The sequence below is a fragment of the Ruegeria sp. F5 genome, assembly GCF_056533845.1.
Window position 1 is genome coordinate 1 of record NZ_JBQFOU010000016.1, and the last position, 24,443, is coordinate 24,443.

21 protein-coding genes and 1 pseudogene are annotated in these 24,443 nt (G+C 57.0%); 7 read left to right on the forward strand and 15 right to left on the reverse strand.

Annotated elements, in window-relative coordinates; translation table 11 throughout:
- Positions 1–395 precede the first annotated feature (395 nt).
- The 7 genes from ACR0K1_RS19750 to ACR0K1_RS19780 are packed head-to-tail and all read right to left on the reverse strand — an operon-like array spanning position 396 to position 9,077.
- Positions 396–1,139: an amino acid ABC transporter ATP-binding protein gene (locus ACR0K1_RS19750; protein WP_480851644.1), complete on the reverse strand. Its 744-nt coding sequence runs from the start codon at positions 1,137–1,139 to the stop codon at positions 396–398.
- A 14-nt stretch (positions 1,140–1,153) separates the two neighbouring features.
- Positions 1,154–1,498, reverse strand: a complete 345-nt coding sequence (locus tag ACR0K1_RS19755) for a RidA family protein (RefSeq protein ID WP_480851645.1) — start codon at positions 1,496–1,498, stop codon at positions 1,154–1,156.
- Positions 1,495–3,396, reverse strand: a complete 1,902-nt coding sequence (locus tag ACR0K1_RS19760; protein WP_480851646.1) for a propionyl-CoA synthetase — start codon at positions 3,394–3,396, stop codon at positions 1,495–1,497. The genes ACR0K1_RS19755 and ACR0K1_RS19760 overlap by 4 nt, the downstream gene beginning before the upstream one ends.
- Positions 3,393–4,139: an SDR family NAD(P)-dependent oxidoreductase gene (locus ACR0K1_RS19765; protein ID WP_480616949.1), complete on the reverse strand. Its 747-nt coding sequence runs from the start codon at positions 4,137–4,139 to the stop codon at positions 3,393–3,395. The genes ACR0K1_RS19760 and ACR0K1_RS19765 overlap by 4 nt, the downstream gene beginning before the upstream one ends.
- Before the next feature lie 6 nt (positions 4,140–4,145).
- Positions 4,146–5,792, reverse strand: a complete 1,647-nt coding sequence (locus ACR0K1_RS19770) for a hydantoinase B/oxoprolinase family protein (protein ID WP_480616948.1) — start codon at positions 5,790–5,792, stop codon at positions 4,146–4,148.
- A 3-nt stretch (positions 5,793–5,795) separates the two neighbouring features.
- Entirely contained in the window at positions 5,796–7,862 is a 2,067-nt protein-coding gene (locus ACR0K1_RS19775) for a hydantoinase/oxoprolinase family protein (protein WP_480851648.1), read from the reverse strand.
- Positions 7,863–7,868: 6 nt separating this feature from the next.
- Positions 7,869–9,077: an NAD(P)/FAD-dependent oxidoreductase gene (locus ACR0K1_RS19780; protein ID WP_480851649.1), complete on the reverse strand. Its 1,209-nt coding sequence runs from the start codon at positions 9,075–9,077 to the stop codon at positions 7,869–7,871.
- A gap of 195 nt (positions 9,078–9,272) precedes the next feature.
- On the opposite strand from ACR0K1_RS19780, the gene ACR0K1_RS19785 reads away from it, so the two are divergent.
- Complete coding sequence (locus ACR0K1_RS19785) at positions 9,273–9,668, forward strand: rhodanese-like domain-containing protein (RefSeq protein WP_480616945.1); 396 nt, start codon at positions 9,273–9,275, stop codon at positions 9,666–9,668.
- A gap of 20 nt (positions 9,669–9,688) precedes the next feature.
- On the opposite strand, the gene ACR0K1_RS19790 is transcribed toward ACR0K1_RS19785, so the two are convergent.
- On the reverse strand, positions 9,689–10,456 hold the full coding sequence (locus tag ACR0K1_RS19790; protein ID WP_480851650.1) for an IclR family transcriptional regulator: 768 nt from the start codon (positions 10,454–10,456) through the stop codon (positions 9,689–9,691).
- Positions 10,453–12,786, reverse strand: coding sequence for a molybdopterin-dependent oxidoreductase (locus tag ACR0K1_RS19795; protein WP_480851651.1), 2,334 nt, complete (start codon positions 12,784–12,786; stop codon positions 10,453–10,455). Before ACR0K1_RS19795 ends, ACR0K1_RS19790 begins: the two co-directional genes overlap by 4 nt.
- A 128-nt stretch (positions 12,787–12,914) precedes the next feature.
- Between ACR0K1_RS19795 and metC the strand changes: the two genes are divergently transcribed.
- Genes metC through ACR0K1_RS19810 form a run of 3 tightly spaced genes read left to right on the forward strand, consistent with a single transcriptional unit; the run spans position 12,915 to position 15,599 of the window.
- A complete protein-coding gene (gene metC / locus ACR0K1_RS19800) occupies positions 12,915–14,054 on the forward strand; it encodes a cystathionine beta-lyase (protein ID WP_480851653.1) in 1,140 nt (379 codons plus the stop codon).
- Between the two features lie 10 nt (positions 14,055–14,064).
- Entirely contained in the window at positions 14,065–14,700 is a 636-nt protein-coding gene (locus tag ACR0K1_RS19805; protein ID WP_480616942.1) for a VOC family protein, read from the forward strand.
- A 14-nt stretch (positions 14,701–14,714) separates the two neighbouring features.
- Complete coding sequence (locus ACR0K1_RS19810; protein ID WP_480851654.1) at positions 14,715–15,599, forward strand: MBL fold metallo-hydrolase; 885 nt, start codon at positions 14,715–14,717, stop codon at positions 15,597–15,599.
- Between the two features lie 90 nt (positions 15,600–15,689).
- Here ACR0K1_RS19810 and ACR0K1_RS19815 read toward each other — a convergent pair whose 3' ends face one another.
- From ACR0K1_RS19815 to ACR0K1_RS19825, 3 genes are all read right to left on the reverse strand, one after another.
- Positions 15,690–16,757 carry an amino acid ABC transporter permease gene (locus ACR0K1_RS19815; protein WP_480616939.1) on the reverse strand — a complete coding sequence of 356 codons (1,068 nt, stop codon included), beginning with the start codon at positions 16,755–16,757 and terminating at the stop codon, positions 15,690–15,692.
- A 1-nt stretch (position 16,758) separates the two neighbouring features.
- Positions 16,759–17,892 (reverse strand): ABC transporter permease subunit, encoded by a 1,134-nt coding sequence (locus ACR0K1_RS19820; protein WP_480851656.1) that lies wholly within the window; start codon positions 17,890–17,892, stop codon positions 16,759–16,761.
- 72 nt (positions 17,893–17,964) lie between these two features.
- Positions 17,965–18,999: an amino acid ABC transporter substrate-binding protein gene (locus ACR0K1_RS19825; protein WP_480851657.1), complete on the reverse strand. Its 1,035-nt coding sequence runs from the start codon at positions 18,997–18,999 to the stop codon at positions 17,965–17,967.
- 315 nt (positions 19,000–19,314) lie between these two features.
- Between ACR0K1_RS19825 and ACR0K1_RS19830 the strand changes: the two genes are divergently transcribed.
- Positions 19,315–19,557 carry a Cif family virulence factor gene (locus ACR0K1_RS19830; protein ID WP_480851658.1) on the forward strand — a complete coding sequence of 81 codons (243 nt, stop codon included), beginning with the start codon at positions 19,315–19,317 and terminating at the stop codon, positions 19,555–19,557.
- 177 nt (positions 19,558–19,734) lie between these two features.
- On the opposite strand, the gene ctlX is transcribed toward ACR0K1_RS19830, so the two are convergent.
- Positions 19,735–20,652, reverse strand: a complete 918-nt coding sequence (gene ctlX / locus ACR0K1_RS19835; RefSeq protein WP_480851660.1) for a citrulline utilization hydrolase CtlX — start codon at positions 20,650–20,652, stop codon at positions 19,735–19,737.
- A gap of 25 nt (positions 20,653–20,677) precedes the next feature.
- Positions 20,678–21,727, reverse strand: a complete 1,050-nt coding sequence (locus tag ACR0K1_RS19840; RefSeq protein WP_480851662.1) for an ornithine cyclodeaminase — start codon at positions 21,725–21,727, stop codon at positions 20,678–20,680.
- A 131-nt stretch (positions 21,728–21,858) separates the two neighbouring features.
- Between ACR0K1_RS19840 and ACR0K1_RS19845 the strand changes: the two genes are divergently transcribed.
- Together ACR0K1_RS19845 and ACR0K1_RS19850 are read left to right on the forward strand one after the other, a co-directional pair.
- Positions 21,859–22,302, forward strand: a complete 444-nt coding sequence (locus ACR0K1_RS19845; RefSeq protein ID WP_480851664.1) for an Lrp/AsnC family transcriptional regulator — start codon at positions 21,859–21,861, stop codon at positions 22,300–22,302.
- A 358-nt stretch (positions 22,303–22,660) separates the two neighbouring features.
- Positions 22,661–22,903 (forward strand): annotated as a pseudogene (locus ACR0K1_RS19850) (IS91 family transposase); the annotation flags it as partial.
- A 629-nt stretch (positions 22,904–23,532) separates the two neighbouring features.
- Here ACR0K1_RS19850 and proC read toward each other — a convergent pair.
- Positions 23,533–24,342 carry a pyrroline-5-carboxylate reductase gene (proC, locus tag ACR0K1_RS19855; protein WP_480851742.1) on the reverse strand — a complete coding sequence of 270 codons (810 nt, stop codon included), beginning with the start codon at positions 24,340–24,342 and terminating at the stop codon, positions 23,533–23,535.
- Positions 24,343–24,443 lie beyond the last annotated feature (101 nt).

A 24,443-nucleotide genomic window follows, 5' to 3' on the forward strand; every position in this document is an offset into this window, starting at 1 on the left:
GGCGACCCGCTATGACCGATGCCCAAAGGTCTTCCTATCGGCCATCGCTCTCGCCGCTGTCGTCATCTATTGGTTATGAATCCTGACCCTAAGCGGAAGAACTGGTGATGCGATCAACATTGATCTCGAAAATCAGACCTTTCAGTTTGTATACAAAAATGGGCCAAATCCCTTCTCGTCCAATACTTCATAGGCCAAACAGAAACACTCTCGAAACTCAGATACTAAACTGAATATGCACATTTTTTCCTTTGGTCGCTTTCCATATAACCGGCCACACCCAAATCTCTGCTGGCTTTCGAACTACCGCGCATTTCATTCAAGTTGAAAAACACACAATTTGATGATTCCATATCTTGTTGCTTTGCGCCAACCATCAAAACAATCGGCGCCGGCTAGTGAACTAAAACCTGTTCGAGGAAGTTCCGCGTCCGCTCGCTCTTGGGATTGTTGAAGAAGTTTTCCGGATCGTCCTCTTCTATGATCTCACCAGCATCCATAAAGATCACCCGATCCGCGACCTTCCGGGCAAAGCCCATTTCGTGGGTAACGCAGATCATGGTCATGCCTTCTTCGGCCAACGTCACCATAACGTCCAGAACCTCGCCGATCATCTCGGGATCCAGGGCCGAGGTCGGCTCGTCAAACAGAAGAATATCCGGCTTCATGCACAGTGCCCGCGCAATGGCCACGCGCTGTTGCTGACCACCGGACAACTGGCCGGGATACTTAGGGGCCTGATTGGCGATCTGGACCTTTTCCAGATACATCATCGCGGTCTCTTCCGCCTCGGCCTTAGAGATTTTGCGCGCCAGCATTGGGGCCAATGTGCAGTTCTCAAGGATCGTCATATGCGGGAACAGGTTAAAGTGCTGGAACACCATGCCCACATCCTGCCGCAGTTTGTCGATATTGGGGTCCTCGGCGCTGATCGCGTGGCCGTTGATCTCGATCAAGCCGGACTGATGTTCCTCAAGCTGGTTTATCGTCCGGATCATGGTCGACTTGCCCGACCCCGACGGCCCACAGACGACGATTTTCTCGCCCCTGGTTACGGTCAGATTGATGTTTTTTAGGGCGTGGAAAGTTCCGTAGTACTTTTCCACCTTGTTTAGTCTGACGGCCGGTGTTTCGGACATGGGCGATCTCCCCTTCAAGATTTGATAGCGGCTGTTACGATGATCTCAACTTTCAATACGTTCCGCGCCAGACGGGCCTCGCCACAGGCTCGAGCCGGCGCGTGACCCTCGGGTACCCAGGCATCCCAGACGGCGTTCATTTCTGCAAAATCCGCCATATCGCGCAGCCAGACGGTGGCCTGCAGGATATGTTCGCGGTCCGAGCCCGCCTCGGCGAGCAGGGCATCAACGCGGGACAGACAGTCCTGCGTCTGTTCGGTGACGCTGTCACCCGAGCCGACCTGACCGCACAGATAGGCCACGCCATTGTGCTTGACGATCTTCGACATCCGCGCACCGGTGTGGAGACGTTCAATCATTTCAATAGCCCCCGGCCTTTCAGCGCTTCGGAAATCTCATCCAGAATGGCCGGATCATCGATCGCAGCCGGCATCTTGAACTCAACGCTGTCGGCAATCTTCTGCATTGTCCCGCGCAAAACCTTGCCAGAGCGTGTTTTCGGCAACCGTTTGACCGGGATGGCTGTTTTGAAGGCAGCGACGGCTCCGATCTGTTCCCGCATCAGCACGATCAGTTCTTTCTCCAGCTCACCCGAATCCCGATCCGCGCCGTCATTGGTCACATAGAAGCCCAGCGGCATCTGACCTTTCAACGCATCGGCGGCACCGACCACGGCGCATTCGGCGATGTCCGGATGCGCCCCAATCACCTCTTCCATAGCGCCGGTCGACAGGCGGTGCCCTGCCACGTTGATGATGTCATCGGTGCGCGCCATGATGAAGACGTAGCCGTCCTCATCAATGATCCCTGCATCCGATGTGGCGTAGTAGCCGGGAAATTCGTTCATATACGAAGTCAGGAACCGTTCCGGCGCATTCCAGAGCGTCGGGAAACCCGACGGCGGCAGCGGCAGCTTGCACACGATGTTGCCCAGCATGCCGGGTTCGACCTCATGCCCCTCATCGTCCAGAACCTGTATGTCATAGCCCGGCATCGGCCTGCCCGGCGAGCCATACTTGACCGGGAACTGCCCCAGACCCACAGGGTTGCCCGACATGGCCCAGCCGGTTTCGGTCTGCCACCAGTGGTCGATCACAGGACGCTTCAGCTTTTCCTCGGCCCACTGAATCGTCGCCGGGTCCGAGCGTTCGCCAGCCAGAAACAGGGTGCGGAACTTGGACAGGTCATACTGGCCGATCAACTGGCCCTTCGGGTCCTCTTTCTTGATCGCACGGAAGGCGGTCGGGGCCGTGAACAGCGCTGCGACCGCATGATCCTGAATGACCCGCCAGAAGGCACCCGCGTCCGGCGTGCCCACGGGCTTGCCCTCATACACGACGGTAGCGCAGCCATGCAGCAGCGGCCCGTAGCAGATATAGGAATGTCCGACGACCCAGCCCACATCGGATGCGGCCCAGAACACCTCACCGGGAGTGATCCCATAGTGGTGTTCCATCGTCCATTTCAGCGCCACCATATGCCCGCCATTGTCGCGCACGACCCCCTTGGGCTGGCCGGTGGTTCCGGAGGTGTAGAGGATATAGAGTGGATCGGTCGCCGCGACCGGCACGCATTCCGTGATCTCGCCCGCCGCCTTTGCTGCGCCAACCCGTTCGGCATAGTCCAGATCGCGGCCCGGGAACATCTCAGCCAGTTCCATGTCGCGTTGCAGGATCAGGCAATGCTCGGGCTTGGTTGTGGCTTCTTCAATCGCTGCATCCAGCAACGGTTTGTAGTGCACGATCCGTCCGGGCTCGATTCCGCAGGAGGCCGAGATGATCATCTTCGGCGCGGCATCGTTGATGCGGGTGGCCAGTTCATGCGGAGCAAAGCCGCCAAAAACGACCGAATGGATTGCACCCAAGCGAGCGCAGGCCAGCATCGCAAACACCGCTTGCGGCACCATCGGCATGTAGATGACAACGCGATCACCCTTGCCGACGCCATGAGCGCGCATGACCGAAGCCAACGCGCCGACTTCGGCCTGCAATTCACAAAAGCTGAAGGTCTGAACCGTATCGGTGACCGGGCTGTCATAAACCAGCGCCTTGCGGTCACCGTGCCCAGCCTCGACGTGACGGTCGACACAGTTCCAGCAAGTGTTGCAGGTTGCCCCGGCGAACCAGCGCCCGTAGACGCCCATCTCCGGGTCAAAGACTTTTTCAGCAGGCGTGAACCAGTCGATCTGTTCGGCGGCCTTGCCCCAAAACGCCTCGGGGTCGGCCTGCCAGCTTGCATATGCGTCCGCGTAGCTCATGACATCACGTAGTTCAGGCCGAGGCGACCGCCATCGACGTAAATCGTTTCGCCAGTGACATAGCTGGCCTTTTTCGAGCACAGGAACGCCACCACATCGCCGATCTCGCGCGCGGTGCCTGCACGGCCCATTGGCGTGCGCGACATCGCCATTTTGAACGCTTCGGGATTGGCGTTCACACCCGCCATCATCTCGGTATCAATCGAGCCGGGGCCAACCGCATTGACACGAATGTTTTTTGGAGCCAGCGCCAGTGCAGCAACCTTGGTCAGCTGCATGATCCCGCCTTTCGAGGCGCAATAGGCCGGGATCGCCGGGATCGCGACCTGCGCGTTGATCGACGACATATTCACGATCGCGCCTTCGATGCCCTTTTCGACCATCGTGTTCGCAACCCGTTGCATCGCCACGAACACGCCACGCAGGTTGATATCCATCACCCGGTCATAGGCGGCCAGATCATAGTCCAGGAAGTTGCCCGGCATCGCGATACCCGCATTGTTCACCAGCGCCGAGACCGGGCCGTGTTCACCCTCAATCGTGTCGAACATCGCGCTGATGGCGTCCACGTCGCCCATGTCGCAAACCATTCCGACACCGCCCACGGTCGCGGCGGCTTCGTGCACGCTGTCCTTAACATCGACCAGAACGACCTTGTAGCCATCCTCGCTCAGCGCCTCGGCGCAGGCCAGTCCAATGCCCTGCGCAGCACCGGTTACAACTGCAATAGGAGTGTCAGCCATCTGCGTTTACCCTTCAAATCCGTAATCTTGCTTTGCCTGGCCGGCAGTGATCAACCCGGCGGCCAGATCGCCTGCCACCGCGTCCCGATCCCTCTGTTCCGGCGCGCCATAGCCGCCGCCACCCGGCAGGCTGAGTTTCAGCCGCTGGCCGTTCTTGACCAGTTGCCGCCCCTTCGAGCGCAGCTTGGTCCCATCGGACAGTTCTACGGCACCCGCGCCACCGGCCAGCCCGCCATTGCGTCCGCGCGCGGGGTTTTCCACCCGGTCGAACATAGCGTTGAAGTAGAAATCATAGCCCTCACGCGGCTCAATTTCGATGGTCTGGCCCAGACCGCCGCGCAGAGCACCTGCCCCGCCTGAGCCTTCGCGCAAATCCTTGCGCCAAACGGTGATCGGCCCCACATGCTCGGTCGCCTCAACGCTCATGGTCGACACGCCGGACGGGAAAGCTGTGGCGCTCAGTCCATCAAAACCGGGGCGCGCACCGGTGCCGCCCGAATTAAACATCAGAACCTCGCGGTTCGGCAAACCGCTTTCGGGGTCCGAGGCCCGCGCAGAAATCTGAATGTTCCAGAGCGCGCTTGCGCCCTCGGCTGGAACCGTATCCGGCATCGCCTTGTGCAACGCGCCCAGAACCACATCCGGCACCAGATGGCCCATGACGTGGCGCACCGAAACTGGCGCGGGACGTTTGGCCGCTAAGATGCAGCCCTCTGGCGCGGTGATCTGAAACGGCTCAAGCGAGCCTGTGTTGTTCGGCACCTCGGGTGCAATTGCACATTTTAGTGCGTAACAGGCATAGGCGCGGGTATAGACCTCGGGGCAGTTCACGCCGAACCGGCTCATCCCCGATGTGCCCGCGAAATCCGCCAGCAGTTGATCGCCATCGACGCTAAGCGTCACCTCCATATGCACCGGGGCGTCATAGCCGTCGACTTGCATCGTCTCGTGATAGGTGCCCGAGGGCACTTTGGCGATCGCCTCCAGCGTCGCCTTACGGCTTGTCTCGATGACGAAATCCGATAGGGACTGCAGGTCGTCAATGCCGAACTCATCCATCATCGCCTGCAGACGGCGGTCGCCCGCCTCGTTACAGGCGGCCAGCGAGTACATGTCGCCCACGGTCTGGTCGGGCGTGCGCACATTGGCGCGGATCATCTCAATCAGCAGAGGCTGCACCTGACCGCGTTCGGCGAACTTGGTGATCGGGATCAGCAGACCCTCTTCAAACACCTCATTGCCATCCGGCCCAAAGCCGCGTCCGCCGATGTCCACCACATGCGCGGTACAGGCAAAGTACCCGATATGCGCGCCCTTTCGGAACACCGGAGTAACCACGGTGATGTCGTGCAGGTGGCCGGTGCCCAGCCACGGATCATTGGTGATGAACACATCGCCATCAAACGTGTTCTGCGGCCCGATCTGCGCGGCGAAATGCGTGACGCTCTCCGCCATCGCATTTACGTGGCCCGGAGTTCCAGTCACCGCCTGTGCGATCATCCGCCCCTCACGGTCGAACAGTCCCGCCGACAGGTCGCCCGCCTCGCGGACCGAGGTTGAAAAGGCCGTACGGATCAGCGTTGTAGCCTGTTCCTCTACAACCGCAATCAAGCGGTTCCACATGATCTGATGATCGATATCTGACGCACTCATCGCTTAAGCCTCCTTCGCCAGCAAGAGCAAACTTCCATCGCCCTGCCCCACCGCGCGATAACCCGAAGTGACTACGGTTGATGTTTCGGATTCGACGATGATCGCGGGGCCTTCGACGGCTTTGCCCGGTGTCATGCTCGACCGCTCGATCTCGCGCGCTTCAACCGATTTGCGCAGGGCGGCGTCGAAGAACTCCCGCGTCCGCGCAACATCCGCGTCCGAGCCGCTGTTATGACCGACGACAGGTTCGGCATCGGGCAGAACCGTCGAGACGGTTAGAAGCCAGTTGGTGATCTCCACCGCAAGCCCTTCGATGATCCGGCCAAAGAGCGTACGGTAGGCGTCTTCGAAGGCCTTGAGGATCAGTGACACATCGCTGTCTTCGAACTGCTTGTGCGACAGCACGACCGGGATTTCCCAACCCTGCCCGGAATAGCGCATCTGCGCGGTCAGACGAGTTTCAGTATCGGCCCCTTTCGCTCCCTCGTCCACAAAAGCACGCGCTTCGGCCTCCATCTCAATCAGGGCCGCATTCACGGCACCGGCGTCGAAGTCGTCCAGACGCTGGAACAACCCGCGTGTCGCCTCAAAGCTGAACGGCGCCTTTAGGAACCCGATGGCCGAACCCACCCCCGCGCCCGGCGGGATGATAAGCGCCTTGATCCCCAGTTTCTCGCACTGACGGCAGGCGTGCAGCGGGGCACCGCCGCCAAAAGCGATCATGGTAAAATGTTCGATGTCGCGCCCGTTTTCGACCGTGTGAACCCGCGCGGCGTTGGCCATGTTCTCGTCCACCAGTTCGGTGATGCCAAAGGCGGCATCCCCGGCGGAGAGGTTCAGCTTGGCGGCGGCTTTCTCGGATTCTGCCGTGTGCAACGGGATCGCGCCACCGGCAAAATTGTCCGGGTCCAGACGGCCCAGCAACAGGTTCGCATCCGTCACCGTCGGCTCGGTCCCGCCGCGCCCATAACAGGCCGGTCCGGGTTCCGATGCGGCCGAGCGCGGCCCCACTTGCAAACGCCCCATGCTGTCAACCGAAGCAATCGAACCGCCCCCGGCCCCGATTTCAACCATCTCGACCACGGGGGTCGACACGGTCATGCCCGAGCCTTTTTTGAACCGATAGGTCCGGGCAACCTCGAAGGTGTTTGCGGTCTTGGGCGCACCGTCTTCGATCAGGCAAATTTTGGCGGTAGTGCCGCCCATGTCAAAGCTGAGCACCTTGTCCAGCCCATGCGCGCGCGCAAAGTCGGCGGCAAAGATTGCGCCGCCTGCAGGGCCGGATTCCAGTAGGCGCACGGGCTGCTCTGCCGCGGTTTCGACCGAGATCAGACCACCACCGGAATGCAGCATAAACACAGGCGCGTTCACGCCGGTGTCGCGCAGGCGCGCCACCAGGCGGCCTAAATAGTCGGCCACTTGCGGCTGCACATAGGCGTTGGCGATGACTGTGTTGAACCGGGGCAATTCGCGCATCTGTGGCGAGATCACCGAGGACAGCGAGATCGACAGATCGGGCAGCGCCTTGCGAAGCGCCGCGCCCATGGCAACCTCATGCGCGTCATTGGCATAGGCGTGCATCAGGCCGATGGCGACCGCTTCGAAGCCACCCGCTTTGATCGTGTCGACCATGGCGTTGACCTCGGACAGATCCAGCGCCAGCAGAACCTCTCCGTCCGGGCCCATGCGTTCATTCAGGGTGAATCGGTCCTGACGCGGCACCAGCGGTTTCGGCAGGTTCAGGTTCAGGTCATATTGCTCGAACCGGTTTTCCGAGCGCATCTCGATCACGTCCCGGAACCCTTCGGTGGTGATGAAGGCGGTCTTGGCGCCGCGGCGTTCGATCAGCGAGTTGGTCACCAGCGTGGTGCCGTGAATGACCTGCCCAATGTCTCCCAGCGCGAGATCAGCCTGATCTGCCGCTTTCACGATCCCGTCCAGGATCGCCTGTTCCGGCTGGCTGTAGTTGGTCAGGACTTTGCAGGTGGACAGACCGCCGGGATGCTGCAGCGCCACATCCGTAAAGGTTCCACCAATGTCGACGCCGACGCGAATATCAATCTTGCTCATGGGACTCTAAAGGCTCTTGAGGATTTGGTTGGCCGTGAACGCCGTCTGATACAGACGGGACATGATCGGGGCCGACGGAACGGTTGAAAGCTCGGTCATGGGCAGCGGCAACTCCGCTGGGTCCATGCCCGAGATCAGATTGGCCATGCACTCACCAAAGATCGTGCCGGTGGTGATACCGCGACCGTTATAGCCGATGGGGGTCAGCAGGTTCGGGGCCAATTGATAGATGCGCGGCAGGTGATCGGGAGTCATGGCGATCTGTCCATGCCAGGCCTCTTCGAACTCCACCGGACCCAGTTCGGGATAGAGGCGTGCGAGGTTTTTTTGGGCCCAGCGATGCGATAGCCCGCGTCCGACCGATCCGACGACCGTCCCCATGGACCCGATCACAAGGCGATCGTAGGCATCGCGCCGAATGCTGAACATGATCTGACCCGTGTCCCAGATGCCCTGACGACCGGGAAGAATATGCGACATGTCCGCTTTCAGCGGCTTCGTTGCCAACTGAAAATAGTGGATCATGGTGAAGACACGGTTCAGGTCCGGCCACAGGGTGTCGCTGTAGGCATTTGTACCCAGCACAACGTATTTGGCCCGGACCGTGCCTTTGTCGGTTTCAACAACCCATGTCTCACCATCGCGCCGCAGATTGGTTGCGCGGACACCGGTGCTGATTTCGGCCCCCGCACCTTTTGCGGCACGCGCCAAGCCCCGGCAGTAGCCCATCGGATTGATGGTACCCGCTCGATGGTCCAACAGGCCGCCGTGGAACGCGCTTGTTCCTGTTTTTTCAATCATTTCTTCAGCGGATAGCAAATCGACTGGTTCGCCCAAACGTGCCCATTCTGCATGGCGCGCCTTCAGGTCTTCGAAGCCTGACGGTGCATGCGCTGCGTGAATGGTTCCTGTTTTGGTAACCTCGCAGCGGATCTGGTGCTTTTCGATCAGATCAAAGACTTGCGCCGGCCCATTACCGAACCGCTTTACAAAGCGAGGCCCGTAAGTGTCACCCAGCTTTTTGCGGACCGCAGCTGGCGGGTGCCAAACCCCTGCATTAACCAGACCCACATTGCGCCCCGATCCACCAAATCCGATATGCTTTGCCTCAAGGACATGGGCGCTCAGCCCCTGCTCCGCGCAGTAAAGCGCCGTTGAAAGACCGGTGAACCCGCCGCCAACGATTGCGACATCTGCTTCTGCGTCGCCAGTCATCGGATTACGAAGATCCGGTTCCTCCGCGGACATATCCCAAAGAGAGATCGGGCTGTCTGTATTCATGCGCGGGTACCCTCTTTCTGAACTTCGAACACACCCGGCAGCCAGGCGATTCCTGTTTACCTACGTTGCAACGAACTCTTCTTTGTGTCAATATATGACAAGTGTGTTTTATATATCGGAACAAATGATATGACCCAGCTTAAGAAAACAGCAGCCCAGATGGTTCAGGAATCACGAGATCGCATCGAAGAGATCGAAACTGCGGATCTGATCGCGATGGTTGATGACCCGAATGTTGTCATCGTCGATATCCGCGATGTGCGCGAACGTCAGCGCACCGGCTTCATCCCCGGCAGCTTCCACGCCCCGCGCGGGATGATCGAGTTTTGGGTCGATCCCGATAGCCCATATCACAAGGACATTCTTGCGCAGGAGGGGAAGAAGTACGTTTTCCATTGCGCCTCAGGCTGGCGCTCGGCCCTTACTGTAGCGACCTTGCAAGATATGGGTTTTGAAGCCGCGCACCTGAAGGACGGCTTCGGGTCTTGGGAGAAATCCGGTGGGCCAATCGAGAAAAAAGACTGACACTGAGCAGAAGCTACGCCTCAGAGTTGGCGAAGCTTCTGCGTCACACCCTCTGCAGCGTGATGAACCAACATACCTAGCCGTTCTTCTCCGCCTTCGCTTAGATTGATATCGGGTAGCGAAATACCAAGGGCAGCGACGGCCTCACCGTCGGGCAAAAGGATCGGCGCGCCGAAGCTTAGAATGCGATCGCGAAATTCTCCGCGGTCGAAGGCATAACCCCGCTTGCGTGTTTCCTCGACATCTGCGGTCACTTCATCCAATGTCGTAAGGGTTTTGTCGGTGTATCGGGCCAGTTGACCGCCCAGTTTGTTGCGCAGCTGTTCGAAATTGCTCGACAGAATGGCCTTGCCCGTACCCACACAATGAATCGGTGCGCTGCCGCCAACCGGGTTCCAGGACCGGATCGGCTTCAGGCTTTCAACCTTGTCGATATAGATGACGCTCAGCCCCTCAGGCACCGCGAGGTAAATTGCTTCACCCGTCTCTTGGCTCAGAAATGCCATCTCGGGCGCGGCGACCGCCCGTAGGTTCAGGTTTTCAACCGAACTGCGCCCAACCTGCCAGGTCTTTAGGGTTGCGGCATAGGTCTTGTCATCCAGATGTTTCACATATCCGAGCGTGTTCAGCGTTTGCAAAAGACGGAACGTGTTTGATTTCGTCAACTCCAGTTCCCGAGAAAGTTCCGTCACACCTTTACTGCCTTGATGCGCCGCGAGATTCTCCAGAATGGCTAGTCCTTTAGACAGTGTGGAATCCACTTTCGGGGCTTTTGGTGTTTCGCTCACTGCTCGTCCTTTCCTCGTAACTTGTTCTGTATAGCAGAACGCGAAACAGCTTCAAATGCAGGCTGATCGTGAACCGTCAAGTCGGGCACCTCCCCTCCAAAGCGGCGTACGTCCAGCATCGTCGAATGGGACGCGGGACTCTGCGTCAGGCTTGATGTGCGCATGTCATGGGTCAATGCATTCGGATTGCCGTGCCGGTCCCGCTGCTGCGGGGCGTCGTAATCCGGGTCGTACCACGCACCCGTCCACAGAAAGACACAGCCTTTTAGAATGTCCGGCGTAACGCGCGCTCCGGCCAGACACCGGCCGCGATCATTGAAGAGCTCGACGACATTGCCATCCGCAATTCCTCGGTCGGTTGCGTCTTCCGGATGGATCAGAACCGGTTCCCGTCCCTGCACTTTCAGGCTGAGGCTATAGTCCCCATTGTCCAGTTGCGAATGTAGCCGTGTACCCGGTTGACCAGAAAGCAAATAGAGCGGCTGCATACCCGCAGCGGTATCGCGCGGCTCAAACCAAGTGGGATGCCCAGGACAATCGTCAAGCCGAAAGCTTGAAATTCGTTCAGAGAAAATTTCAATCCGGCCACTGGGCGTCGGCAGTGGGTTCGCATCCGGGTCCTGCCGAAACTCAGCCAAAAATACCTGCGTCGGGGATGGATCTCGCATTTCGACAACATCACCGCGTATAAATGTTTCCCATTCCGGTAAGTTTTCACCGCTTGCTTGCGCCGCTTCCCTTGTCTGAGCCCAAATACGGCGCAACCAGCCTTCACGATCCAGCCCATCGGTAAATCGATCTGAGTTGCCCATTTTCTTGGTGAGGTCTGCATAGATATCAAATTCGGTCCGTGCCTCTCCGGGCGGCTGAGCGCTGGCGGGCATTGGCACCAAGGCGTTGTCCGATTTACCCCCACCAAAATCTGTGCGTTCCTGCGGTGCTGAAATCGGAAGAACAATATCCGCGTGGCGAGCCGTCGCAGTCCAGTTCAGCTCGTTCACGATCACTGTTTCAGGGCGTTGAAACGCGTTGTGAAGGCGTCGCAGGTCCTGATGGTGATGGAAGGGATTTCCTCCGGCCCACCAAACCATTCGAATATCAGGGAAAATACGCCTTTCGCCGTTGTATAGGTACTCACCACCTGGGTTCAGAAGCATTTCCGAGATCATCGCGACAGGGATAAAATCCGAAGTCGGGTTTTTGCCCTGCGGAAAAGTTCCCCAACGGAATGGTCGCTCTATATTGCCAATATTGGCGTTGACCCCATAGCCAATAGTATAGCCGCCACCAGGCAACCCAATTTGCCCAAGCATCGCGGCCAAAGTGACTGTCATCCATAAAGGTTGTTCGCCGTAATCGGCCCTTTGCAGTGCAGCTGCACAGGTGATCATCGTACGGCCCGAAGCCATTTCTCGCGCCAACGACGAAATTCGATCTGCAGGAACGCCTGAGATCGACGCAGCCCAAGCAGCAGATTTCACTATCCCGTCGGTTTCGCCCATCAGATAGGCCGCAAACTTATCAAATCCGACCGTGTAGCTATCCAGGAAATCGCGGTTGTGCAGCTTTTCGGTCAGAAGGGTATGCGCGATCCCCATCATCACGGCGGTGTCTGTTCCGGGTTTTGGCGGAAGCCATTCTGCGCCAATCTCGCCCGCCGCGTCCGTTTTCAGTGGGCTGAAGTTCACAAATCTCACGCCGGCTACCGCGCAGGCTTTCAGGTTGTCCACCATTCTGTGGCGCGCCACGCCGCCGTCGCTGACCTGCGTGTTGCGTGTGGCCATACCACCAAACATCACCACCAGATCAGAGTGTTTGGCAATCACCGGCCATCGGGTCGCCTGCGCAACATGGGTCCGAAACGGGCCGACAATATGAGGCATCAGTACCAAGGCGGCGTTGTAGCTGTAATTGCCTTCCGAGCGGACAAATCCACCCTGTGTGTTCAGGAACCGCTTGAGCTGGCTTTGCGCATGATGAAAACGCCCCGCACTGGACCACCCATAGGAGCCACCAAAAATCGCCTCATTGCCATATGACTCGCGCACGCGGGTGAGTTCGGAGGCGATCAGGTCCAGTGCGTCATCCCAGCTAACTTCGACAAAGCTGTCACGCCCGCGCGCAACCTCCCCCTCCAGCCAACCACGGCGGACGGCCGGGCGCAACACGCGCGCGCGACCATTCAGACTTGAGGCAATATTGCGGTTGATCTCTGAAGGATTCGGGTCGTCAGGATGCGGGTGAACCGCGACCAGTTTGCCGCCCTTTGTTTCTGAAATACCAGCACCCCAATGGTTTCCGGTCAGGGTCCGGGTCGTCTCTGCGGTCACGTCTTTGTTCCGTTATAAAATACTGTCTTTCCGAATATTGACACAAAACTGGTGGCCTGTCATCATGCTGAACAGCATTAGAGGGCACAAAAGTGCAAGACATCCCACTTAATCTAGCAGACTGCCTTGTGCAGGATGGACGTCCCGATCGTGTTGAGGGTCGACATGTTAATATGCCGATAGAACTCGGCTCAACAATGGTTTTCGACAGCTTTGCAGAATTCGCAGCTGCACGTGATGCCCGATATGAAAGCGGCACACTCTATTATGGGCGCTATGGCAATGCCGCGACCTTTAAGCTTGAGCAGATGCTGGCAAAACTTGAAGGCGCCGAAGCGATCACGCTGACATCCTCTGGGGTGGCCGCCATCACAACGACGCTGATGGCGCTGACCCACCCCGGCTGCCACGTTCTGGTCGCTGACAACGTTTATGGCAACACCCGCGCCTTCTGCGACGGGCTGCTGACCCAGCAAGGGGTCGAGATCGAGTATTTCAATCCACTGATTGGTGGCGCGATCAGTGGCCTGATGCGTGAAAAAACGGCGGCCATCATGCTTGAAAGCCCGGGGTCGGGAACTTTCGAGATGCCTGATATCCGGGCTATCACGGAAGCAGCGAGATCGGTAAAAGTGCCGACCGTCCTCGACAACACATGGGGAACGCCAGTTTTTAGCCAGCCATTGTCCTGGGGCGTTGATACCGTTGTCTACTCGGGCAGCAAATACATCTCAGGCCACTCAGACTGCATGCTGGGAATAGCCGCAAGCAATGCCTCTTACGCAAAGATCATTCGCAAGGCGGTCATGCAGATTGGCGATAAAACCGGCGGTCAGGAAATCCTGCTCGCCCTGCGCGGGCTCAGAACTCTGAAGTTGCGGATGGAGTATTTCGATAGAGCTGGTCGCGAGATGGCGAATTGGTTTTTGGACCAATCGCAGGTCAAAACCGTTCTGCACCCGGCGTTGCCCTCCTGTCCGGGACATGAGAACTGGGCGCGGGTTTTTACCGGCGCTGCCGGGCTGTTTGGCGTCGTCTTCCACACCACAAGCGAAAGCGCCGTGCATCGCTTTGTTGATGCGCTGCACCATTTCGGAATAGGGGTCAGCTGGGGCGGGTATGAAAGCCTCGCCCTGCCGGTCACGCCTGTGCGTACAGCGACCAAGTGGTCGGAAACCGGCCAGCTTGTCCGTTTCAATATCGGGTTAGAGGACCTTGACAGTCTGAAAGCAGACATCGTCAATGCCCTCCCCCTGCTTGATCAGTAAGGATTTAGAAATGCTCAACAAGATCGACCATTTTGCCATCGGCGCAGACACTCTGGCCCAAGGCGTTACGGCCATGAAAGACGCGCTGGGTGTCGAGGTGCCTCAAGGATCGAAACACGATGCGATGAGCACGCATAACTGCGTAATGCAGGCAGGCAAGGAGAGCTTCTTTGAACTGATCGCAATCGACCCCGATGCCCCCGATCCGGGCCGGGTCCGCTGGTTCACTCTGGATGATCCCGCGACGCAAGACCGGCTGAACGAGCGCCCTCGGGCGTTGTGCTGGGTGGTGAACACTGATGATCTGGATGCCGTCATCGCCGCCAGCCCGGTTGAACTGGGCGAGGTTGTCCATTTCCAGCGCGGCGACCGCAGTTGGCGTCTGACCGTACCAAAAGACGGGCATCTGCCGGAAAACGGACTGCTTCCGGCATTCATCGAATGGTCCCCCGGTCCGCACCCGTCAGCGGGTCAGCAGAACCTGGGCGTTACGCTTTCAAAGGTGCTGGTGCAGACACCGGATGCCGCGCGACTGAAGGACATGTTTGAAAAACTTCAGATATCGCATTTGGCGGAGATTTCCGAAGGTCCCACCGCGCTGTCCTTTGTTCTGGAAAGCCCAAATGGAACTGTGACGCTCGACTAAGAGAAAGGTGCTTTATGGCGATCCCACCGGTCAATCTGTCGCAAAAACCGGACGTTACCGGTTTCTTTGATCCGGGGTCCAACACGATCACATATATCGTGCGCGATCCCAGTTCGACGGCCTGCGCCATTGTCGATCCGGTGATGGAGTTCGACCTTTCAGCTGGCCGTCTGACATTTGAAGGCGCAGATCAAGTCGTCGCCTATATTCGCGAGAACGATCTGACTCTGGAATGGATCATCGAAACACATGTCCATGCCGACCATCTCTCGGCCGCACCTTACCTTCAACAAAAGCTAGGCGGTAGGATCGGTATTGGCGAGCATGTGCAGACCGTTCAGGACACCTTCGGCAAAATCTTTAACGAAGGCACCGAGTTTCAGCGGGATGGCTCACAATTTGACGCCCTGTTCAGGGATGGTGACACCTATCAGCTGGGCAGCATGGCTTGCTTCGCGCTGCATTCACCTGGCCACACACCGGCCTGTATGGTTCATGTCATTGGTGATGCTGCATTTGCCGGAGACACGTTGTTCATGCCGGACGGCGGCTCAGCTCGGGCCGACTTTCCTGGCGGCGATGCAGGGCAGCTTTACGACTCGATACAACGGGTTCTTTCGCTGCCTGATGAGATGAGACTTTTCATCTGCCATGACTACGGCCCCGGAGGGCGCGCAATTGCTTGGGAGACCACCATTGGTGAGCAAAAAGCCAAGAACATCCATGTTGGTGGCGGCAAATCTCGGGAAGAGTTCATCAAGTTCCGCACGGAGCGTGACGCGCAGCTGGCCGTTCCCAAGCTCATCCTTCCTTCGCTTCAGGTCAACATGCGCGCCGGTGAAGTGCCAGAGGACCACGACGGGAACATGATGCTCAAGACCCCCATCAACAAGCTCTAACCACTATACCGCCTACAATTAACAAACCGCCCATCTGGTTTCAGATGGGCGGTTGCTTTTGCAGTTGCGGATTAGGGGAGGTTGGGGAAATTACCGCTCTGCAACTTTCATGCGTCGTTTGAGGTATTCACCGTACTGGCCAAGTCCAAACAGGAAGACCCAGTAGATCGCCGCAACAAAGGCCAGAACCTCGATGTAGTATGGCGCCCACTCGCCCGTGCCGAAGGCCGCATTGGCCGAAGCAAGGATATCGAAGAACCCGATGATGATGACGATGGCGGTTTCCTTGAAGGTCACAACCACGTTGTTGACCGTCGCAGGTAGGGCATGACGGAACACCTGCGGCAGCACAATGCGCCCGAGGATTTGCCAATAGGTCAGACCCAGCGCTTTGCCCGCTTCGAACTGGCCTTTGGTGATAGCCTGAAATCCACCGCGCAAAACCTCAGCCTGATAGCAGGCGAAGAAGAGCCCAAAGGCGATAATCACACGCCATATCTTGTCGCCTTCCAGCCAGCTTGGTAGCAGGATCGGAATGACAACGGCGGCTGTGAACAGAGTTGTCAGCAGTGGCAAAGACCGGATCATGTCGATTACCAGAGAGGCAAAGCCGCGCACGACTGGCATTTCCGAGCGCCGCATCAGAGCCAGACCCAGCCCCATTGGCATCCCGATCAAGACCACGCTGGAGAACAGGAACAGCGTCAGGGCCAATCCTCCCCATTGGTCGGTGGTAACCTGAGGCAGACCCAGTAGGCTGCCTTCCATCAGCAGGTAATAGATGGCAAAACCCACGATCCAGATGGTTGACAGGCGTTTGGCCGTCCAGGTCCACGGGAAGCACGATACGATAACCGTGCCGATAATTGACAGGCAGGCCAGTGCCGACCGCCAATGCTCGTCATAGGGATAAAGGCCAAACAGGATCAGCCGGTGCCGGGCGTCGATAACGGACCAGCAGGCCCCGCCATGGCCGCATTGCTCGACATTGTCGGCGCTCCAGACTGCGTTGAACACACCCCAGCTCACCGCCTGCCAAACCAGCCACGCCAAAAAGGTAAACACAACAACCGTGATCACTGAATCCGTGGGCGTGGCAAAGGAGCGGCGGCGGAATTGCTGCCAGTCGAATTTCTTGGAGAGGACTGCGTCAGCCATATCAATGCGCCTTCAATTTGAGGCTTTCGTTGAGCCAGTTGACGAACTGAGCAATCGAGAAGTTGACCAGCAGGAACGCGCCCATGAGGATGGCGATCAGTTCCAGCGTCTGACCGGATTGCGTGATCGAGGTTGAGACGATGTAGAACAGGTCCGAGAACCCGATGGCGACACCGATTGTTGTGGCTTTCATGATGAAAATCCACTGGTTGCCAAGCGGGGGAATGATTGTCCTCAATGCCATGGGCATCTTGATGCGCGCCCAGATCGCACGCTGGGTCAAACCCAGCGCCTCCCCAGCCTCGATCAGACCTTTAGGCACTTCGGCGAGGCCACCACGAACGACCTCAGCGATATAGGCCGAGCCGTAGAGCGTGATGGCAATGATCATGACCAGTAGTTCTGGTGAGATGGTCAGACCACCCTCAAACCGCAGCCCCTGCAGCGCAGGCCACGAAATCGCGCCCTCGCCCGCTGGAACCGTCAGGCCAGTTGCGACCAACACCATGAAAAAGCCCAGGCCAGTCAGAGCGAGTACAATCTTTAGGAAGCTGATTTTCATCCGCGCCATGAAAAACGCCGCAGCGACCAGGACCAGAACCATGATTAGGGCGACGGTCAATGACACGTTCAGCAGCGGGATCATCAGCCCGCGATTGGACAAAAAGATCGCCTCACCCAGTGACATCGCCTGTCTGGGCCCCGGCAGGTGGATCACAACGGCGTACCAGAAAATACCCTGCAGGATCAGCGGAATGTTCCGGAAGGTCTGGATATAAACCGTCGCCGCGGTTTTCAGGGCCGGGTTGCGCGCATCGCGGAACGTCCCGATGAGGAAACCGAACACAGTGGACAGCACAATTGTCAGAAAGCCCAGAAAGATCGTGTTCAGGAACCCGATCGTCAGGGTTCGGGCATAGCTGTCATTGATATCCCGATCAATCAGCGAAAACGAGTAAGACCAGCCTGTGGACCGCTCGAGGAAGCCAAAGCCGCTGGCAAGACCCAGCGCATTCAGGTTGACCTTGGCACTCTGAATGGCGCCGATGACAATAAGCGCGGAAAATACAATCAGCGCGCTTTGGATAATCAGCTTGCGCCTGTTGGCGCGCGCCTTCAGTTCGGATGCGTCCATGGCTTCAGTCTTTTTTAATGTACCGGAAGTTGCGGGGCCGCCTTCTACGGCGACCCCGGGCTAAGTCAATGCTTAGTCAAGCTGCGGGGCGTAGAGAACGCCGCCGTGGCTCCAGAGGTTGTTCAAACCGCGTTCCAGTTTGTACGGGCTGTTGTCGCCCAGATTACGGTGATAGATTTCACCATAATTGCCCATGGCTGCGATCATCTCTTTGGCCCATGTGTCGCGCAGGCCCAGACGCTCACCCATGCCCGGTTCGGCGCCCAGCAGACGGGCGATTTTCGGGTTCGGTGGGTTGGCTGCCATTTCCTCGACATTTTCCGAGGTGATGCCTTCTTCCTCGGCGATCAGCAGGGCTGCCAGCATCCAGTTGGTGAAGTCGACGAAATCCTCATCACCCTGGCGCATCGCCGCCGAGATCGGTTCGTTCGACAACTGGTCGTTCAGGATCACGTGCGCATCCGGGTTTTCCATTTCCGTGGCGCGCAGGACAGCCAGAAACGGACCCCAGGCGACAAAGCTGTCGCAACGGTTGGCCAAATAGGCCGCGCGCAGTTCGGAGGCTTTTTCATAGCTAACCATCGTGTGTTCCACACCAAGACTCTGCAGATAGTTGGCCGCGATGCGCTCGATGGTGGTGCCCGCTTCGACGCAGATGGTGCCGCCTTCCAGATCCTTCGCCTCGGTGATGCCCAGATCGCCATGCGCCATGAACTGTGCGCCGCCGAAGAAATAGGGGATCGAGAATTGCAGACCCAGTTCGGTGTCGCGACCCATGGTCCAGCCGGTGGCTTTGATGATGACGTCGACGTCACCAGACTGCAGGGCCGGGAAACGCTGTGCCCAGCTCAACGGAACGATCTGAGCCTTGCTCGGGTCGCCCAGCAGCGCAGTTGTCATCGCGCGGCAGAGGTCGATATCTAGACCTTTCCACTCGTTTTTGTCGTTCACTTCGACAAAGCCGAAATAGGAGCCGTTGTGACCCGAGCACAGCATCGTGCCGCGATCCTGGATTGCTTTGATCGTGGGGCTTTCCGCCAGCGCAAGGTGGGGGAAAGCCGTCCCTGCCGCCAAAGCCAAACCTACCGCCAAACCTTTGATTTGCATTTTTCCAACTCCACTGTTGTTCTGAATATCAGCACGTCTGTATTGTTATAAAGAATGTCTAACTTGACGTAACGAGTCAATAGTTTCGCACTTGAGACTCATCTTTTGTCGAAAAGGGTCGAGAAGAATTGCCCAGATTTTAAGCAATTGGCGGGTGAGGTGATTTGCCAGCTTACCCGTTCTCGGTTGTTCCCGGATGGAGAGGGTCGGCAAAAAAGTCGTTTGTGTTCTGAGGACTAAGCCAGTTGAAATTTTGGAAAGCTCTTGGGGACCCTCTCCGCGTGGGTGGGAGGAACGGGTTTTTGACGATTTTTCTTGAGGCGAGTGGGATCAAAGGCCTTAGCCACCGCCAACAAAGGCGACGTTACCCATACGATTGATCATCTGTATGTCTCGGACGATGAGACCTTGGCGGTCATGATCGGCTTTGTTGAGGCCAAAATCGAGGCCGTAGGTATGGATGCAACAGGCACCTATCTGTTTGTCCTCCGCCCAGAGGACGATGGCTGGAAAATCGTCACCGACATGTGGCATCAGCATGTTCCCGAGGGGAGCTGAGGTCTGAAGTATATGTCGCCCCCGGCGCGAAGTGATGCCGTACTGCACCAAAATCAATTGGTGCAGTGCAGTGGCTGGTTTCAGGCTGGGTTGAGGACAGTTGCAGCTATCAGATCATGATGACGACTTCGATGCCATCCAGTCTGATCACGGCACCCTCCACTCTGTTCTCAGGTCTTAGCGGCGTGCCAAATGGATCCCGGCGATAGTGCAGCGCACCGAACCGCCAGCCATTTCTATCGTTGGAATGGGAAGTGGAACAAGTTTCGCGCTCTTCTCGATGATGGCTTTCTGGTTTTCCGTCAGAGCATCGAAAGCCGTTTGCGACAGGGCCAGAAGGCGCATGTCTCTGCCCTGAAGTTCAATGGCGTTACCGGCGAAGGCTTCGATCTGATCATGACTGAGTTCGATCACATTGCGTCCAGGTCGCCCAAGTCGGTCTACGACCTCTTTCCTGCGGTTTTCGTCAGTGATCATGTTCGCGCCGATCAATGCATAATCCGTTGCGATGCACATCAGCACGTTGGTGTGATACACAGCAACTCCGTTTCTGTCAGTTGCTGCGAACGCCATCGGTTCATAGTTGAAATGGGTGCAAAACCGCTCCAGCAGGATCGGGCTGGTCCGGTCAGATTCAACGGCATAAGCGACGCGATCAACATGATCGATAACCATAGCCCCTGTGCCTTCTAGGAACAGGTTGTCATGCTCAAGCCCCGAATAATCGATGATATCCTGAACACGGTATTCCTGCTTGAGTAATTCGATGACATCCGTCCGACGCTCTAGTCGGCGGTTTGGGGCCATCATTGGATAGATCGCGACATGTCCGCCAGCGTGGGTCGAAAACCAGTTGTTGGGAAAGACACAATCGGGGGTACGGTTGTCGTCTCCCTCAAATACATGGACGAGCACGCCGTACTGGCGCAGGATTTCTGCAGATCGCGTGGCTTCGTCATAAGCCTGCTTAGCAATATCGCCGCTTGCGGTTTGACCGGCCTGAAACACGTTATCAACAGTTTCCGTATTCACCGAAAAATGGTGCGGACGGATCATGACAACTGAAGACGGGGCCTGAATACTGGGTTTTTCCATAATTGTGATCTCCTCAGTTGTCCGGTTATTGGGCGCGCAGCAGCATTCCGAACAGATCGCGCGGATCGTCGGGGTCAGCCAGCATGTCCAGGTCTTGAAAGAAGTCAGTGCCCGTGATCCGGTCACGGACAAAGCGCAGGGCGGAAAAGTCCTCGATGGCAAATCCTACTCCATCGAACAGGGTAATCTGGCGGTCACCGGTACGGCCCTGCTTGATGCCCTTTATGACCTGCCACATTTCAGTTACCGCGAAATCGTCAGGCATCTGTTGAATATCACCTTCCACGCGGGTTTGCGGCGGGTACTCAACGAAAACATCTGATCGCAGCAGAACGTCTTTGTGTACCTCGGTTTTGCCCGGGCAATCGCCGCCGATAGCGTTGATGTGAACGCCTGCACCGACCATGTTGTCGGTCAGGATGGTCGCGTTTTGCTTGTCTGCCGTGCAGGTGGTGACGATCTTTGCCCCTTCGATGGCCTCTTCGGGCGTCTTGCACGACGTGATATTGAAGCCGCGGCCCTCAAGATTTCTGACTAGCTTTTGGGTTGCCTTGCTGTCGATGTCATAAAGCCGGAGCGTATCAACACCGCAAAGCACATTCATTGCGGTGGCTTGGAATTCAGATTGGGCCCCGTTTCCGATCATCGCCATGCAGCTTGCACCCTTGGGGGCCAGGTACTTGGCGACCATCGCAGATGTCGCCGCAGTACGCAGTGCGGTCAGCATTGTCATTTCAGTCAGCAAAACGGGGTAGCCTGTATTGACGTCGGCAAGAAGACCAAAGGCAGTGACAGTTTGCAGGCCTTCCTTGGTGTTTTTTGGGTGGCCGTTCACGTATTTGAACCCATAGGCCTCACCGTCCGAAGTTGGCATCAACTCGATCACGCCGACATCTGAATGACTGGCAACGCGTGGGGTCTTGTCGAATTTCTCCCAACGTCGGAAATCGTCTTCGATATACAATGCAAGACCTTTCAGCATCGACTCAATGCCGATGCTGTGTATTAGGCGCATCATGTTTTCGACGCTGACAAATGGAACAAAAGCGAGTTCGGATGGGGACAGTTTGGGCATGGAGACACCTTCGAATCTTGGTTTCTTGCAATATCGCCTGTAAGAATTTTAGGATAAATGAGCAAATTACGCAGTTCGCTAGGTCAAAGTCGACCAATTTGTTCGGTCGATTTTTGCAGAAAGTACAGCTGATGAAACAAAGTCGGGGTAAGCACATTTACGATGATCTAGACCGTCAACTAATCTCTTTTCTTCGACGTGACGGTCGAGCGCCAGTTTCCAAACTTGCAGATCTGCTTGGTGTGACCAGAGCAACAATCCAAAGCAGGATGGACAAGTTGATAGAAACTGGGGCGCTGCTCGGTTTCACGGCCCGGATTCGCGAGGATTACGAGGAAGACTACATCCGCGCGATTATGATGATTGAGGTCGTGGGAAAGTCCACTAGTCAGGTCATTCGGGCGTTGCGCGGAATGTCAGAACTCTACGCCTTGCACACCACGAATGGGAACTGGGACCTGATCGCCGAAGTTCGCGTCGCCAAATTACACGATTTTGATCGCGTGCTGCGTGAAGTTCGAATGATCGATGGGATCTCCAACAGTGAGACAAGCCTGCTGTTGTCGAGTGTTTGATCCGATCATCGTAACTTACGTTCCATTCCTGTCTACATTCCTCCCCAACACGTTCATGGGACCGGAAATCATCACCCAGTGAAGTGGAATGCGCTGGCGACATCTGTCGCCAGCACATTTTGTTCAGGATAGTAGGATTTGTGTGGCTATTGTGGTGATCCAGCGGCACGAAACTGCTAGAAGTCTCCTTCCATAGAAGTTGAGGGCTCGGTGGGTAGGCCGGAAGTGGCTCAGTCGAATATGGCGGTTCAAAAAACCGTCTCAGCTTCTGCTTCAAGTACAGGCCGATTATTACGGTTGTTGTGAGGCGCACAAAGTGGTCCTTCATACAAAACCAATCTATGCCCGACATGTGGCCATGCGCCATTTCCTGATCCACGATCTGCCTGACGGGTTCCACGGCATCCGCCACCACGGCCTGCTGGCCAGTTCAGCGCGCAAAACGAACATTAAGAAGATCCAGACTTCGCTTAATGTTCAACGCTCCGACGAAATCACCGAGCCACAGCAGGAGCCCGATGTCACTCCGCTCACTTTGCGCGAGCCATGCCCCTGCTGCGGCGGTCCAATGCGTATCATTGAGATCTTCCGGCGTGGTTAGATACCGATGCCGTGTGCGCCACTACGGGAGCAGGCCGCATTTTCCGATGCCTGACCATACACTTCGATATGCTCCGGTCGTCTTTAGCTGATCGGTCAAACCTACTTGCGGTCATCACTCAGAATAAATGCTGTGACTCACAGCATATGGACTCAATCGGTGAAATGCCCGCGACCAAAGTGGCAGAAAATGGTCGCAGCTGGCGCATCAAACACTGTCGGCCACGCGTCTGTGGCAACGTCAGCCTCATCCGTCTGCGCTCTTTCCCCATAGCATGATCCCAGTTCCCGCGGCTTCCTCCTACCGAGGTTTGTAAACGCGGTCCACCGTCGGCCAAAAAGGCAAAGTTGCATCCTTGTGGAAAGGGCTGCCTTTCAAAGAGATCATGTTGGAACCTATTCGAAAACTACTGGGCAAAACAAACGTCAGATCACGCATGTTCGTCAATTGGGTCCCAGATTTTGCAACACATCCATTCAAGGTTGCTTTGATCGCTGACCGTTTGGAAGCTGCAGAGCCTTTCCAAGATGTGCAACAGACTTGTAGAGCTAGCCATAGCGATTGCCTTGTTTGTCTGAAAAAGACCACCGATCACTGGGTTGCGGTTGTGAAAGGCAATCCTCGGTTCGTTACTGAGACAACTCCCGAGATCTTGAAACAGCGGCATTGACGCCGTCTCCAACAACGCCTTTCAGATTGTTATTAGTAGCAAAGGCCGACAATGCGGCTGCCGTCGTTCCACCTTTTGACGTTACACTCTCGCGCAGGCTCGCCGGGCTTCTGTTGGTCTTGAGCAGCTCTGCAGCGCCGATCAACGTGTCAATAGACAGGTCCAGGGCCAGTTCCGGGTCCAACCCAGCTTGTTCGCCGGCCAGTGCAAGCGCTTCGACAAATGCAAAGAAATACGCCGGGCCCGAACCGGATACAGCCGTTGTCATGTGGATGTGGTCTTCGTTATCCACCCAGCGAACAGGGCCGGAACCGGAAATCAGGGCTTCGAACTGTTCTTTGTGAGACGGTTCCGACAGATGTGCCACATTCACCGATTGACCAACCGCCGCGGCCATGTTCGGCATACAGCGCGCAACGACACATGGTTTTCCAGCGTTCCTTGCAATTCGGCTGCTGGCAACGCCAGCCATGATGGAAATCACCAGACCACCCTCAGACAAAGGAACCGCCCATCCGGAACCAAGCGTCTCAAAGATCTGCGGCTTTACGGCCAAAAGGATGGTTCCGAACTTCTTGTCTTCCGGGATCTCTTCGATCCTATGGAACAAACCGCTGAGGCCAAGTTCGACAGCCACTTCGGCATCCAGGAATGGGTCAACGACTGAGACCTGATCCATATCCCCACCACTACTGCGGAAGCCTCTCAGGATAGCGAGGCCCATATTCCCGCCACCTATGAACAACGTTGAGTTTGGACTTTGTGACATCGTGAATGCCCTCTGATGATTGGAATTGGTCTGCTCGACAGGACTCAAGCGCCCTGCCCCATGGGGAGTGTCAATTGGCTTGAGGTCGACCACCTCTCGAA